Annotated in this window: 15 protein-coding genes; all 15 read left to right on the top strand. The window is 43.7% G+C overall.

The genetic code is table 11. From position 1 onward, the window contains the following. Positions 1 to 84 precede the first annotated feature (84 nt). The 15 genes from spoIVA (at position 85) to trpC (ending at position 13611) form a co-directional block, all read left to right on the top strand. Positions 85 to 1563, top strand: coding sequence for a stage IV sporulation protein A (gene spoIVA, locus M1D98_RS10965; RefSeq protein ID WP_010330503.1), 1479 nt, complete (start codon positions 85 to 87; stop codon positions 1561 to 1563). Positions 1564 to 1936: 373 nt separating this feature from the next. After that, the gene (hbs, locus tag M1D98_RS10960; RefSeq protein ID WP_003153447.1) at positions 1937 to 2215 is read left to right on the top strand and encodes a non-specific DNA-binding protein Hbs; all 279 of its coding nucleotides are present in this window, start codon (positions 1937 to 1939) and stop codon (positions 2213 to 2215) included. Between the two features lie 187 nt (positions 2216 to 2402). Next, positions 2403 to 2975: a GTP cyclohydrolase I FolE gene (gene folE, locus M1D98_RS10955; RefSeq protein ID WP_010330504.1), complete on the top strand. Its 573-nt coding sequence runs from the start codon at positions 2403 to 2405 to the stop codon at positions 2973 to 2975. Positions 2976 to 2996: 21 nt separating this feature from the next. Continuing rightward, a complete protein-coding gene (mtrB, locus tag M1D98_RS10950) occupies positions 2997 to 3224 on the top strand; it encodes a trp RNA-binding attenuation protein MtrB (RefSeq protein WP_010330505.1) in 228 nt (75 codons plus the stop codon). 163 nt (positions 3225 to 3387) lie between these two features. Beyond that, entirely contained in the window at positions 3388 to 4140 is a 753-nt protein-coding gene (gene hepS / locus M1D98_RS10945) for a heptaprenyl diphosphate synthase component 1 (protein WP_435576569.1), read from the top strand. Between the two features lie 6 nt (positions 4141 to 4146). Further along, positions 4147 to 4848 (top strand): demethylmenaquinone methyltransferase, encoded by a 702-nt coding sequence (gene menG, locus M1D98_RS10940; RefSeq protein WP_010330507.1) that lies wholly within the window; start codon positions 4147 to 4149, stop codon positions 4846 to 4848. A 25-nt stretch (positions 4849 to 4873) separates the two neighbouring features. Next, positions 4874 to 5836: a heptaprenyl diphosphate synthase component II gene (gene hepT, locus M1D98_RS10935; RefSeq protein WP_010330508.1), complete on the top strand. Its 963-nt coding sequence runs from the start codon at positions 4874 to 4876 to the stop codon at positions 5834 to 5836. 110 nt (positions 5837 to 5946) lie between these two features. Then, positions 5947 to 6396 carry a nucleoside-diphosphate kinase gene (gene ndk, locus M1D98_RS10930; protein ID WP_082246375.1) on the top strand — a complete coding sequence of 150 codons (450 nt, stop codon included), beginning with the start codon at positions 5947 to 5949 and terminating at the stop codon, positions 6394 to 6396. Between the two features lie 234 nt (positions 6397 to 6630). Then, positions 6631 to 7401: a protein-glutamate O-methyltransferase gene (locus M1D98_RS10925; RefSeq protein WP_010330510.1), complete on the top strand. Its 771-nt coding sequence runs from the start codon at positions 6631 to 6633 to the stop codon at positions 7399 to 7401. 75 nt (positions 7402 to 7476) lie between these two features. After that, the gene (aroC, locus tag M1D98_RS10920) at positions 7477 to 8649 is read left to right on the top strand and encodes a chorismate synthase (RefSeq protein WP_010330511.1); all 1173 of its coding nucleotides are present in this window, start codon (positions 7477 to 7479) and stop codon (positions 8647 to 8649) included. Next, a complete protein-coding gene (aroB, locus tag M1D98_RS10915) occupies positions 8649 to 9737 on the top strand; it encodes a 3-dehydroquinate synthase (RefSeq protein WP_010330512.1) in 1089 nt (362 codons plus the stop codon). The genes aroC and aroB overlap by 1 nt, the downstream gene beginning before the upstream one ends. Beyond that, positions 9734 to 10117 carry a chorismate mutase gene (gene aroH, locus M1D98_RS10910; RefSeq protein ID WP_268524030.1) on the top strand — a complete coding sequence of 128 codons (384 nt, stop codon included), beginning with the start codon at positions 9734 to 9736 and terminating at the stop codon, positions 10115 to 10117. Before aroB ends, aroH begins: the two co-directional genes overlap by 4 nt. Before the next feature lie 213 nt (positions 10118 to 10330). Continuing rightward, positions 10331 to 11878: an anthranilate synthase component I gene (gene trpE, locus M1D98_RS10905; RefSeq protein WP_456279594.1), complete on the top strand. Its 1548-nt coding sequence runs from the start codon at positions 10331 to 10333 to the stop codon at positions 11876 to 11878. Next, complete coding sequence (trpD, locus tag M1D98_RS10900) at positions 11850 to 12866, top strand: anthranilate phosphoribosyltransferase (protein WP_456279593.1); 1017 nt, start codon at positions 11850 to 11852, stop codon at positions 12864 to 12866. Before trpE ends, trpD begins: the two co-directional genes overlap by 29 nt. Further along, entirely contained in the window at positions 12859 to 13611 is a 753-nt protein-coding gene (gene trpC / locus M1D98_RS10895; RefSeq protein ID WP_121642796.1) for an indole-3-glycerol phosphate synthase TrpC, read from the top strand. Before trpD ends, trpC begins: the two co-directional genes overlap by 8 nt. Positions 13612 to 13613 lie beyond the last annotated feature (2 nt).

Genomic DNA, 13613 nt, shown 5'->3' with positions numbered 1-13613 from the left:
AACGTCATACACATATAGTGTCCTGTGTTTGAATGAAAGAGCTTAATAAAATTGATAAGGATAGGAAGTCCGGGAGGGGATCACTTGGAAAAGGTCGATATTTTCAAGGATATCGCTGAACGAACAGGAGGCGATATATACTTAGGAGTCGTAGGTGCTGTCCGTACAGGTAAATCCACGTTCATCAAAAAATTTATGGAGCTTGTGGTGCTCCCGAATATCAGTAACGAAGCAGACCGGGCCCGCGCGCAGGATGAGCTGCCGCAGAGCGCGGCCGGCAAAACGATTATGACTACAGAGCCTAAATTTGTTCCAAATCAGGCGATGTCTGTTCACGTGTCAGACGGACTCGATGTCAATATAAGATTAGTAGATTGTGTTGGCTACACAGTACCCGGCGCCAAAGGGTATGAAGATGAAAACGGGCCGCGGATGATTAACACGCCTTGGTACGAAGAACCGATCCCATTTCATGAGGCTGCCGAAATTGGCACACGAAAAGTCATTCAAGAACATTCGACCATCGGAGTTGTCATTACGACAGACGGCACCATTGGAGATATCGCCAGAAGTGACTATATAGAGGCTGAAGAAAGAGTCATTGAAGAGCTGAAAGAGGTTGGGAAACCCTTTATAATGGTCATCAACTCAGTGAGGCCGTATCATCCGGAAACAGAAGCCATGCGCCAGGATTTAAGCGAAAAATATGATATTCCGGTATTGGCAATGAGCGTGGAAAGCATGCGGGAGTCAGATGTGCTGAGCGTGCTCAGAGAGGCCCTCTATGAGTTTCCGGTGCTTGAAGTAAATGTCAATCTCCCAAGCTGGGTAATGGTGCTGAAAGAAAACCATTGGCTGCGTGAAAGCTATCAGGAATCCGTGAAGGAAACTGTTAAGGATATTAAGCGGCTCCGGGATGTAGACCGGGTTGTCGGCCAATTCAGCGAGTTTGAATTCATTGAAAGTGCAGGGCTGGCAGGAATTGAGCTGGGCCAAGGGGTGGCAGAAATCGATTTGTACGCGCCGGACCACTTATATGACCAAATCCTGAAAGAAGTGGTGGGTGTTGAAATCAGAGGCAGAGACCATCTGCTTGAACTCATGCAAGACTTTGCCCATGCAAAAACAGAATATGATCAAGTGTCCGATGCTTTAAAAATGGTCAAACAGACGGGATACGGCATTGCAGCGCCTGCCTTAACTGATATGAGTCTCGATGAGCCGGAAATTATACGGCAGGGCTCACGATTCGGTGTGAGGCTGAAGGCTGTAGCGCCATCGATCCATATGATCAAAGTAGACGTCGAAAGCGAATTTGCGCCAATTATCGGAACGGAAAAACAAAGTGAAGAGCTTGTGCGCTATTTAATGCAGGACTTTGAGGATGACCCGCTCTCCATCTGGAATTCCGATATCTTCGGAAGGTCACTGAGCTCAATTGTGAGAGAAGGGATTCAGGCCAAGCTGTCATTAATGCCTGAAAACGCACGATACAAATTAAAAGAAACGTTAGAAAGAATTATAAACGAAGGCTCTGGCGGTTTAATCGCCATCATCCTGTAATACCGGAAGACCTCTTTATAGAATAGAGGTCTTTTTTCTATGCTCTTAATAATGGAAAAGGATCAAGGAATAGGATGAAAAAAGGAAAAAAAGGAATATTTGTTCGATAAATCACGTTAAATCCTTGACGAGCAAGGGATTGACGCTTTAAAATGCTTGATATGGCTTTTTATATGTGTTACTCTACATACAGAAATTCTTCACTTTGTTGGACAAACATTCCTCAGAGTGCAGTTTTTCTTAAAAAGCCGTTTAATTGTCTTTCTCTTGCCTGCTCTGATTTTTTTCTGAGCCAGGTTTAGAATCAGACTGAACTGTGAAGAAATGATAATAAACGAACTGAATGAATTCCTTTTGGGAGGAGGTGAAAGGCATGAACAAAACAGAACTTATCAATGCGGTTGCAGAAGCAAGCGAATTGTCTAAAAAAGACGCTACAAAAGCAGTTGACTCTGTTTTTGATACGATCTTAGATGCACTTAAAAACGGTGATAAAATCCAACTGATCGGTTTTGGTAACTTTGAGGTGCGTGAACGTTCTGCACGTAAAGGACGCAACCCTCAAACAGGTGAAGAAATCGAAATTCCAGCAAGCAAAGTACCTGCTTTCAAACCAGGTAAAGCGCTTAAAGACGCAGTTGCCGGAAAATAATCGTGAATATAGATCGTGTATGCATCTAGCTTACATACACTTTATTTCTTCACAGAAAAGCCCCTTTCCAAGGGGCTTTTCATATTTCAAGGGCATGGGCTTCCTTACAGGGCATTCACTTTGCTTTTAGCGGGGCATGTGTGCTAGAATCGAAATTAAATGTATTCATTGGTGGAGGACATAGAACATGAAAGAAGTTAATAAAGAGCAAATCGAACAAGCTGTTCGTCAAATTTTAGAAGCGATCGGAGAAGACCCGAATAGAGAAGGGCTTCTTGATACTCCGAAACGAGTCGCAAAGATGTACGCCGAAGTATTCTCCGGCTTAAATGAAGATCCAAAAGAACATTTCCAGACTATCTTCGGTGAAAACCATGAGGAGCTTGTTCTTGTAAAAGATATCGCGTTTCATTCTATGTGTGAGCATCACCTTGTTCCCTTTTATGGAAAAGCACACGTTGCATATATACCGCGAGGCGGAAAAGTCACAGGGCTCAGTAAATTGGCGCGTGCCGTCGAAGCCGTTGCAAAGCGTCCTCAGCTTCAGGAGCGCATCACTTCTACAATTGCGGAAAGCATCGAAGAAACGCTTGACCCGTATGGCGTAATGGTAGTGGTGGAAGCAGAACACATGTGCATGACGATGCGCGGTGTAAGAAAACCAGGTGCAAAAACTGTCACTTCAGCGGTCAGAGGCATTTTTAAAGATGACGCAGCTGCCCGTGCCGAAGTATTGGAGCATATTAAACGCCAGGACTAATAAAGATAGAGGGTGCTATAAATGAACGAAAAGCATTCAAGTGATTATGTCATCATTAAAGCGGTTGAAGACGGAGTGAACGTGATCGGCCTGACAAGAGGAACCGATACAAAGTTTCACCATTCAGAAAAACTCGACAAGGGAGAAGTAATCATCGCTCAGTTTACAGAGCATACTTCAGCCATTAAAGTCAGAGGAGAGGCACTCATTCAAACCGCATACGGAGAAATGAAAAGCGAAAAAAAATAAGCTGGCTGTCCCCGCTGTTAAAAGCAAATGCTCGCAAACAGCGGGAGGATACAGCCAATTTCTTTTTTTTATGCTATAATAATACCTGCGTAAGTGAATGAAAAGATAAAACTCATACATAGATTAAGAAATAAATGTGAATTTGGGGACAAGGGTGATATTTTTGCAAGACATCTACGGAACTTTAGCCAATCTGAACACGAAATTAAAACAAAAGCTGTCTCATCCTTATTTAGCGAAGCATATTTCTGCGCCAAAAATTGATGAGGATAAGCTTCTTCTTTTTCATGCTTTATTTGAGGAAGCCGACATAAAAAACAATGACAGAGAAAATTATATTGTAACAGCGATGCTTGTACAAAGCGCCCTTGATACCCATGATGAAGTGACAACAGCCAGAGTCATAAAACGAGACGAAAACAAAAACCGCCAATTGACTGTTCTCGCAGGTGATTATTTCAGCGGGCTGTACTACTCTTTACTATCTGAAATGAAGGACATCTACATGATTCGGACGCTTGCTACAGCCATCAAAGAAATCAATGAACATAAAATTCGGCTATATGACCGTTCTTTCAAGGATGAACATGATTTTTTCGAAAGTGTCGGCATTGTTGAATCAGCTTTATTCCATCGGGTGGCGGAACACTTTAACCTTCCGCGCTGGAAAAAGCTGTCGAGTGATTTTTTTGTATTTAAGCGGCTTATGAACGGAAATGATTCTTTTCTGGATGTGATCGGCAGTTTTATACAGCTGGGAAAAACAAAAGAAGAGATATTAGAAGATTGTTTTGAAAAAGCGAAAAACAGCATTGAGTCACTTTTGCCTCTAAATTCACCTATTCAGCATATTTTATTAAACCGTCTGAAGACGATCAGCCAGAATCAAACCTATCAGAAAGTGGAAGAAGGGTAGACCATTATGCAGGACTCGAAAGAACAGCGCGTACACGGGGTATTTGAAAAAATATATAAAAACTACGACCAAATGAACTCTGTCATCAGTTTTCAGCAGCATAAAAAATGGCGCGATAAAACGATGCGCATCATGAATGTAAAAGAAGGCGCCAATGCACTTGATGTCTGCTGCGGAACGGCTGACTGGACGATCGCTCTTGCAAAAGCAGCTGGCAAAAGCGGTGAGATCAAGGGCTTGGATTTCAGTGAAAATATGCTGAGTGTCGGCCAGCAGAAAGTAAAAGAAGGCGGATTCAGCCAAATCGAACTGCTGCACGGAAATGCGATGGAGCTTCCTTTTGATGATGATACATTTGACTATGTCACCATTGGCTTCGGACTGCGCAATGTTCCCGATTACTTGACCGTCCTGAAAGAGATGAGACGTGTGGTGAAGCCGGGCGGCCAGGTGGTATGTCTGGAAACGTCCCAGCCGGAAACGTTCGGATTCAGACAGGCTTACTTTATGTACTTTAAGTATATGATGCCGTTTTTCGGGAAATTGTTTGCAAAGAGCTATAAAGAATATTCTTGGCTTCAAGAATCAGCCAGAGAATTCCCTGGAATGAAAGAACTGGCAGGCCTGTTTGAAGAGGCGGGCTTAAAAAATGTCAAATATCATTCGTTTACTGGCGGAGTCGCTGCCACGCATATCGGATGGAAATGAAAACATAGATGTTTGGGTGAATGATATGAAATTTAAAATGGCCTACTCTTTTTTAAATGACGATATTGATGTAATCGAAAGAGAACTTGAACAAACCGTACGTTCCGATTACCCGCTTTTAAGCGAGGCGGGTCTTCATCTGCTGCAGGCGGGAGGGAAACGTATTCGCCCTGTTTTCGTGCTGCTTTCCGGCATGTTTGGCGATTATGATATCAATAGGATAAAATATGTCGCCGTCACTTTGGAAATGATTCACATGGCATCTTTGGTTCATGACGATGTCATTGACGATGCGGAGCTTCGCAGAGGGAAGCCGACAATCAAAGCAAAGTGGGACAATCGCATTGCGATGTACACAGGTGATTATATGCTTGCGGGTTCTCTTGAAATGATGACAAGAATCAACGAACCGAAAGCCCATAGGATTTTGTCACAGACGATTGTCGAAGTTTGTCTCGGGGAAATTGAGCAGATCAAAGACAAATACAATATGGAACAGAATCTCAGAACATATCTCCGCCGCATCAAAAGAAAAACGGCGCTTCTGATCGCGGTCAGCTGCCAGCTCGGTGCCATTGCGTCCGGCGCTGATGAAAAGATTCATAAGGCGCTGTACTGGTTTGGGTATTACGTCGGCATGTCATATCAAATCATTGACGATATTCTTGATTTTACTTCATCGGAAGAAGAGCTGGGCAAACCTGTTGGAGGAGATTTGCTTCAAGGAAATGTCACATTGCCAGTGCTGTATGCCCTGAAAAATCCAGCGTTGAAAAATCAGCTTAAGTTGATTAACAGTGAGACAACACAGGAACAGCTTGAACCGATCATTGAAGAAATAAAAAAAACAGATGCAATTGAGGCATCTATGGCAGTAAGCGAAATGTATCTGCAAAAAGCGTTCCAAAAATTAAACACGCTTCCAAGAGGGCGCGCACGCTCATCTCTTGCGGCTATTGCAAAATATATCGGCAAAAGAAAATTCTAATTTTGTAGATATTAAGAAATTTCTCCGCCCCGGATTGATTAATTGTCAGAAAGATGTTACGATTTCGGTGTGCAGTGTGAAAGCCTATACATAATGATGGGGTGGAGAATGTGATGGAAAAGACTTTTATCATGGTGAAACCAGACGGTGTGCAACGCCAGCTCATTGGTGATATTTTATCCAGGTTCGAACGCAAGGGTTTACAATTATCTGGAGCCAAGCTAATGAGAGTGACTGAACAAATGGCTGAGCAACACTACGCCGAACATCAAGGTAAGCCTTTCTTCGGAGAGCTCGTTGAGTTTATTACTTCAGGACCTGTATTCGCAATGGTTTGGGAAGGCGAAAATGTCATTGAAGTGACAAGACAGCTGATCGGAAAGACTAACCCAAAAGAAGCTTTACCTGGTACGATTCGTGGAGACTATGGCATGTTTGTCGGAAAAAACATCATCCACGGCTCTGATTCTCTCGAAAGCGCTGAACGCGAGATTAATATTTTCTTTAAGAATGAAGAATTAGTATCATATCAACAGCTCATGGCAGGCTGGATCTATTAATTATGATGAAAACATACAACAGGGCCGGCACGCTGTAATCCCGCCGGTTTTCGGTTTTTTTGTAAAGGTTTACATTAAGTGAATAAAGGGTGAACTGGCAGCGTTTATCATACTCCTGCCTTTCCCTACGATTTAAAATCAGCTGAAAAGCTGATTTTTTTATTGAAACCATACAATTTCCTGAGAAAACAAGCTATACTAGGACAAAAAGACAGCGAGACTGGGAGAGTAGAGATGGACACATACAGCGTATTTATCACAAAGTGGAAACAATTAACTGGAGTCGATTTGACATTATATAAAGAAGCACAAATGAAGAGAAGGCTGACGTCGCTTTATGAGAAAAAGGGGTTTCAAAGCTTTAAGGATTTTGCGGCGGCCTTGGAAAAGGATCAGGCTCTTTTAACTGAAACACTGGACAGAATGACAATTAATGTTTCAGAATTTTATCGTAATTATAAAAGATGGGAAGTGCTAGAGACTGCTATTCTGCCGTTAATCAAGAGCTCTAAGCCTTTAAAGATATGGAGTGCCGCCTGCTCAACGGGTGAGGAACCTTATACGCTTGCCATGCTGTTGAATCAGCAAAAAGGCCTTTCCGGCTTTCAGATATTGGCGACTGATATTGATGAAAAAGCATTGGATAAGGCGAAAAAAGGCGTCTATCAGGAGCGGTCTTTACAGGAAGTGCCGTCTTCTGTGAAAGATCGTTATTTTACTCAGCATGCAAACAGAAGTTATGAAGTAAAACCAGAAATCAAAAAAAATATTACCTTTAAAAAGCACAATCTGCTTGCGGACCGTTATGAACAAGACTTTGACTTAATCGTATGCCGCAATGTATTGATTTATTTTACAGAAAGCGCAAAGGAAGGGCTTTATTTAAAAATGGCACAGAGCTTGAAAAGGAATGGGGTTCTCTTTGTCGGAAGCACCGAACAAATCTTCAATCCTGAGAAATTCGGCCTGACTTCAGCCGATACATTCTTTTATCAAAAAAGATAGACTGACTTTTTGCTGAAAAATATGTTATAGTAGTTTTACTTAAAAGCGTTAATGCGATGAAGGGAGAAGAAAGTCATGAGATATTTAACAGCCGGAGAATCACACGGCCCCCAACTGACAACCATTATTGAAGGTGTGCCTGCCGGGCTTTACATAACGGAGGAAGATATCAATTTTGAGCTTGCCAGACGCCAAAAAGGCCACGGCCGCGGCCGCCGCATGCAGATTGAAAAAGACCAGGCAAAAATTATGAGCGGGGTTCGACACGCCCGCACGCTCGGTTCACCAATTGCTCTCGTAGTAGAAAATAACGATTGGAAACACTGGACGAAAATCATGGGTGCGGCTCCGATTACAGAGGAAGAGGAAAAGGAAATGAAGCGGCAAATTTCCAGACCGAGACCGGGGCATGCTGACTTAAACGGTGCGATTAAATATAATCATCGTGATATGAGAAATGTACTGGAGCGCTCTTCAGCAAGGGAAACAACTGTCAGAGTGGCGGCAGGAGCTGTCGCTAAAAAGATTCTTTCTGAGCTGGGCATTAAGGTGGCGGGCCACGTATTGCAAATCGGCGCAGTTAAAGCCGAGAAAACAGAATATACGTCAATTGATGACCTGCAGCGTGTCACGGAGGAATCTCCGGTCAGATGCTACGATGAAGAAGCGGGCAAAAAAATGATGGCTGCCATTGACGAAGCGAAAGCAAACGGCGATTCCATCGGCGGAATTGTAGAAGTCGTTGTCGAGGGAATGCCGGTAGGCGTGGGCAGCTACGTCCATTATGATCGCAAGCTGGACAGCAAACTTGCTGCTGCTGTACTGTCAATTAACGCATTTAAAGGTGTTGAATTCGGTATCGGCTTTGAAGCGGCCGGCAGAAATGGAAGCGAAGTCCATGATGAGATCATGTGGGACGAGGAAAAGGGATATACTCGCGCTACAAACAGACTCGGAGGACTGGAAGGCGGCATGACAACAGGAATGCCGATTGTTGTCCGCGGGGTCATGAAGCCGATTCCGACTCTGTATAAACCGCTGAAAAGCGTGGATATTGAAACAAAAGAACCGTTTTCTGCCAGCATTGAACGTTCAGACAGCTGTGCAGTGCCTGCGGCAAGTGTAGTAGCTGAAGCTGCTGTCGCATGGGAAATTGCGAACGCAGTCGTTGAACAATTTGGCTTCGATCAAATCGACCGCATTAGAGAAAATGTGGAAAATATGAGAAAGCTGTCGAGGGAATTTTAATGAAAACACTGCATGTTCAAACCGATGCCTCGTCGTATCCTGTTTTTATCGGACAAGGGATCAGAAAAGAGGCTTGTAAACTATTAACCTCTTTAAAAAGGCCTTTAACACGGATCATGCTTGTCACAGATGAAGAGGTGGATCGCCTGTATGGTGATGAAATGCTTCATTTGCTTGAAGAAAAATGGCCTGTGAAAAAAGTGACGGTGCCGAGCGGAGAGCAGGCGAAATCTATGGACATGTACACAAAACTGCAGAGTGAAGCGATTCGTTTTCATATGGATCGCTCCTCATGCATCATCGCATTCGGTGGCGGTGTTGTAGGGGATCTTGCCGGTTTTGTGGCTGCCACTTTTATGCGCGGCATTGATTTCATTCAAATGCCTACGACACTTTTGGCGCACGACAGCGCCGTCGGAGGAAAAGTGGCCGTGAATCATCCGCTCGGAAAAAATCTAATCGGTGCATTTTATCAGCCCAAAGCCGTGCTCTACGATACAGACTTCCTTCGTTCTCTGTCCGAAAAGGAGCTTCGGTCTGGAATGGCTGAAGTGATCAAGCACGCTTTTATTTATGACAAAGCGTTTCTGGATGAACTGCTGCATATCCATTCACTGCACGATATCACAAGTAGCCAGCTGAATGAGATGATTTTTAAAGGCATTTCAATTAAAGCGTCTGTCGTTCAGCAGGATGAAAAAGAAGAGGGAATCAGAGCCTACTTAAACTTCGGACATACGCTCGGCCATGCCGTTGAGGCTGAATATGGATACGGGCAGATCACACACGGTGATGCCGTAGCACTCGGGATGCAGTTTGCTTTATATATAAGCGAAAAGACAGCGGGCTGTAAAATGGACAGAAACCGTTTGGTCAGCTGGCTAAAAGGCTTGGGGTATCCAACTCGAATCAAAAAAGAGGCGGAAACATCGGTTCTCTTAGAACGTATGATGAATGATAAGAAAACCCGCGGCGGGATGATTCAGTTTATCGTGCTCAACGAATTAGGAAAAGTTGCTGACCACACATTTTCCAAACATGAACTTGAGAGCTGGCTGAACAAATGGCGATTGGAGGAGACATCATGATGATTCGTGGAATTCGCGGAGCAACTACAGTTGAACGGGATACTGAAGAAGACATTTTACAAAAAACAAAACAGCTGTTGGAAAAAATGATAGAAGAAAACGAAACAAAGCCTGAAGATGTTGTTCAAATGCTTCTATCGGCGACACCTGATTTGCATTCCGTTTTTCCGGCAAAAGCTGTTCGCGAGCTTTCAGGCTGGCAGTATGTGCCGGTGACATGTATGCAGGAAATGGATGTAACCGGCGGTCTGAAAAAGTGCATAAGAGTCATGATGACCGTCCAGACTGATGTTCCTCAGGATCAGATCAGACATGTATATTTAGAAAAAGCCGTCGTATTAAGACCCGATTTATCATTGACAAAAAATACTGAATTGTAATACGATAGGAACAGCTTAGAAATACACAACAGTGTGTATAAAGCGATGAAATGAGTTGAGTTAGAGAATAGGGTAGCAGAGAATGAGTCTAGTTGAGCTGAGACATGTATGTTTATTCTACCCAAAAGAAGCCTTTCTTTTGGGTTTATTTGTTATATCGTTTTATCCCCTCATGCCATCTTCTCATTCTCCTTGCCAAAAGGAGTGAGAGTAATGAATTTCCAATCAAACATTTCTGCATTTTTAGAGGACAGCTTGTCCTGCCACACGATACCGATTGTGGAGACCTTCACAGTCGATACGCTGACACCCATTCAAATGATAGAGAAGCTCGACAGGGAGATTACATATCTTCTTGAAAGCAAAGATGATACATCCAGTTGGTCAAGATATTCATTTATCGGCCTGAATCCATTTCTTACGCTGAAAGAAGAGCAGAACCGTTTTACAGCTGTTGATCAGGACGGCAGATCTCTCTACACAGGAAATGAACTAAAAAAAGTGCTGAACTGGATGAATGCCACGTACAAAATCAAAACGCCGGATCTGGGTATTCCTTTTGTAGGCGGAGCTGTCGGATACTTAAGCTATGATATGATCCCGCTGATTGAGCCTTCTGTTTCTCCGCATGCAAAAGAAACTGGAATGGAAAAGTGTATGCTGTTTGTTTGCCAGACCATAATTGCGTATGATCATGAAACCAAAAATGTCCACTTTATCCAATATGCGAGACTCAACGGGCAAGAAACAGAAAACGAAAAAATCGATGTGTTTCATCAACATCATCAGGGGCTCCAAGATCTCATTGAAAAAATGATGAATCAAAAACATATAAAAGAGTTGTTTCTATCTGCTGAATCATATCAGACACCCAGCTTTGAAACCGTGTCTTCTAATTATGAAAAATCGGCTTTTATGGCTGATGTAGAGAAAATCAAAGAATATATAAAAGCGGGCGATATTTTTCAAGGCGTTTTGTCACAAAAGTTTGAGGTTCCGATAAAAGCGGAGGCCTTTGAGTTATACCGAGTGCTTAGGATCGTCAATCCTTCTCCGTATATGTATTATATGAAACTCCAAGACAGAGAAATAGTGGGCAGTTCTCCAGAACGGTTAATCCACGTTCAGGACGGGCACTTGGAAATCCATCCGATTGCCGGGACGAGAAAAAGAGGCGCTGACAAAGAGGAAGATGAAAACCTCAAAGTTGAGCTGATGAAGGATGAAAAAGAAAAAGCGGAGCACTACATGCTCGTTGATCTTGCCCGGAACGATGTCGGCAGAGTAGCGGAATATGGATCTGTTTCTGTGCCGGAGTTCACCAAAATCGTCTCTTTTTCGCATGTTATGCACATCATCTCAGTGGTTACAGGCCGATTGAAAAAAGGGGTTCATCCTGTCGATGCACTGATGTCCGCTTTCCCGGCGGGAACGTTAACAGGCGCTCCAAAAATCCGTGCCATGCAGCTTTTGCAAGAGCTTGAGCCAACACCGAGGGAGACATACGGCGGCTGTATCGCTTACATCGGATTTGACGGGAATATCGACTCGTGTATTACGATTCGCACGATGAGTGTAAAGAACGGTGTTGCATCAATACAGGCAGGTGCTGGCATTGTTGCGGATTCTGTTCCGGAAACCGAATATGAAGAAAGCTGCAATAAAGCGGGGGCGCTGCTGAAAACAATTCATATTGCAGAAGACATGTTCCGTAGCAAGGAGGATAAAGCCGATGAACAAATTTCTACAATTGTGCGTTGACGGAAAAACACTTACTGCCGATGAGGCTGAAGCGCTGATGACTATGATGATCACCGCGGAAATGGTTCCTTCTGAAATGGGCGGTATATTGTGTCTTCTTGCCCATCGGGGAGAAACGCCAGCAGAGCTTACGGGTTTTATGAAGGCGATGCGGGCGCGCGCTCTTAAAGTCGATGGACTTCCTGATGTGGTTGATACATGCGGAACCGGGGGAGATGGTGTTTCCACTTTTAATATCTCAACGGCATCAGCAATTGTTGCCTCAGCAGCCGGGGCGAAAATCGCAAAGCACGGCAATCGCTCTGTCTCTTCTAAAAGCGGGAGCGCTGATGTATTAGAGGAGTTAGGGGTTTCAATTCAAACCACTCCCGAAAAGGTAAAAAACAGTATTGAAACAAACAATATGGGATTTCTCTTTGCGCCGCTTTATCATTCGTCTATGAAACATGTAGCCGGTACAAGAAAAGAACTAGGTTTTAGAACGGTATTTAATCTGCTCGGACCGCTCAGCAATCCTTTACAGGCGAAACGTCAAGTGATCGGTGTTTATTCCACAGAAAAAGCGGCGCTAATGGCAAGCGCGCTCGAGCCGTTTCAGCCGGAGCACGTCCTGTTTGTATCCGGCCATGACGGTTTAGATGAGCTTTCCATTACAGCACCCACCGACGTGATTGAATTAAAGGACGGGGAACGCTGGGAATACACCGTTTCACCCGAAAATTTCGGTTTCACAAATGGCAGACTTGAAGAGTTACAGGTGCAGTCACCGAAAGAGAGCGCCTCTCTCATTCAGAATATTTTTGAAAATAAAAGCAGCAGTTCCGCTTTATCTATTACTGCTTTTAATGCAGGCGCTGCGATATACACGGCGGGGATCACCGACTCATTGAAGGAAGGAACCGAGCTCGCGTTAGAGACGATTACAAGCGGAGGCGCAGCCGCGCAGCTCGAACGACTAAAGCAGAAAGAGGAAGAGATCTATGCTTGAAAACATCATCAAACAAAAGAAAGAAGAAGTAAAAACACTGATCCTGCCGGAAGAGCAGTGTGTCGAAAAACGTTCATTTAAAGAGGCGCTGGCACGCCCGAACCGTTTTATCGGGCTGATTGCCGAAGTGAAGAAAGCATCGCCGTCAAAAGGGCTTATTAAAAAGGATTTTGTCCCAGAGCGGATTGCAAAAGACTATGAAACTGCGAAAGCAGATGCGCTTTCCGTTTTAACTGACACCCCGTTTTTTCAAGGGAAAAACAGCTATTTATCAGACGTAAAGCACGCTGTTTCGATTCCTGTACTGAGGAAAGATTTTATTATTGATTCTTTGCAAGTGGAGGAATCAAGAAGAATCGGAGCGGATGCCATATTATTAATCGGTGAGGTGCTTGACCCTTTCCAACTTCATGAACTGTATCTGGAAGCAGGTGAAAAGCAGTTGGACGTGTTAGTGGAGGTTCATGATGCACAAACGCTTGAACAAATATTGAAAGTGTTCACACCTGATATTCTTGGCATCAATAATCGAAACCTAAAAACATTTGAAACCTCTATACAACAGACAGAACAAATCGCATCTCTTGTTCCGAAAGAATCACTGCTTGTCAGCGAAAGCGGGATCGGTACTTTAGAACACTTAACTTTTGTCAAAGAACATGGGGCGCGATCTGTGCTGATCGGTGAATCATTGATGAGACAAACATCACAGCAAAAAGCAATCTATGATTTGTTTGGGGAGTGAGG

Source organism: Bacillus sp. K7, from assembly GCF_053903245.1.
The sequence above is the reverse complement of the archived record's forward strand: the minus strand, read 5'-3'. Positions and strand labels throughout refer to the sequence as shown.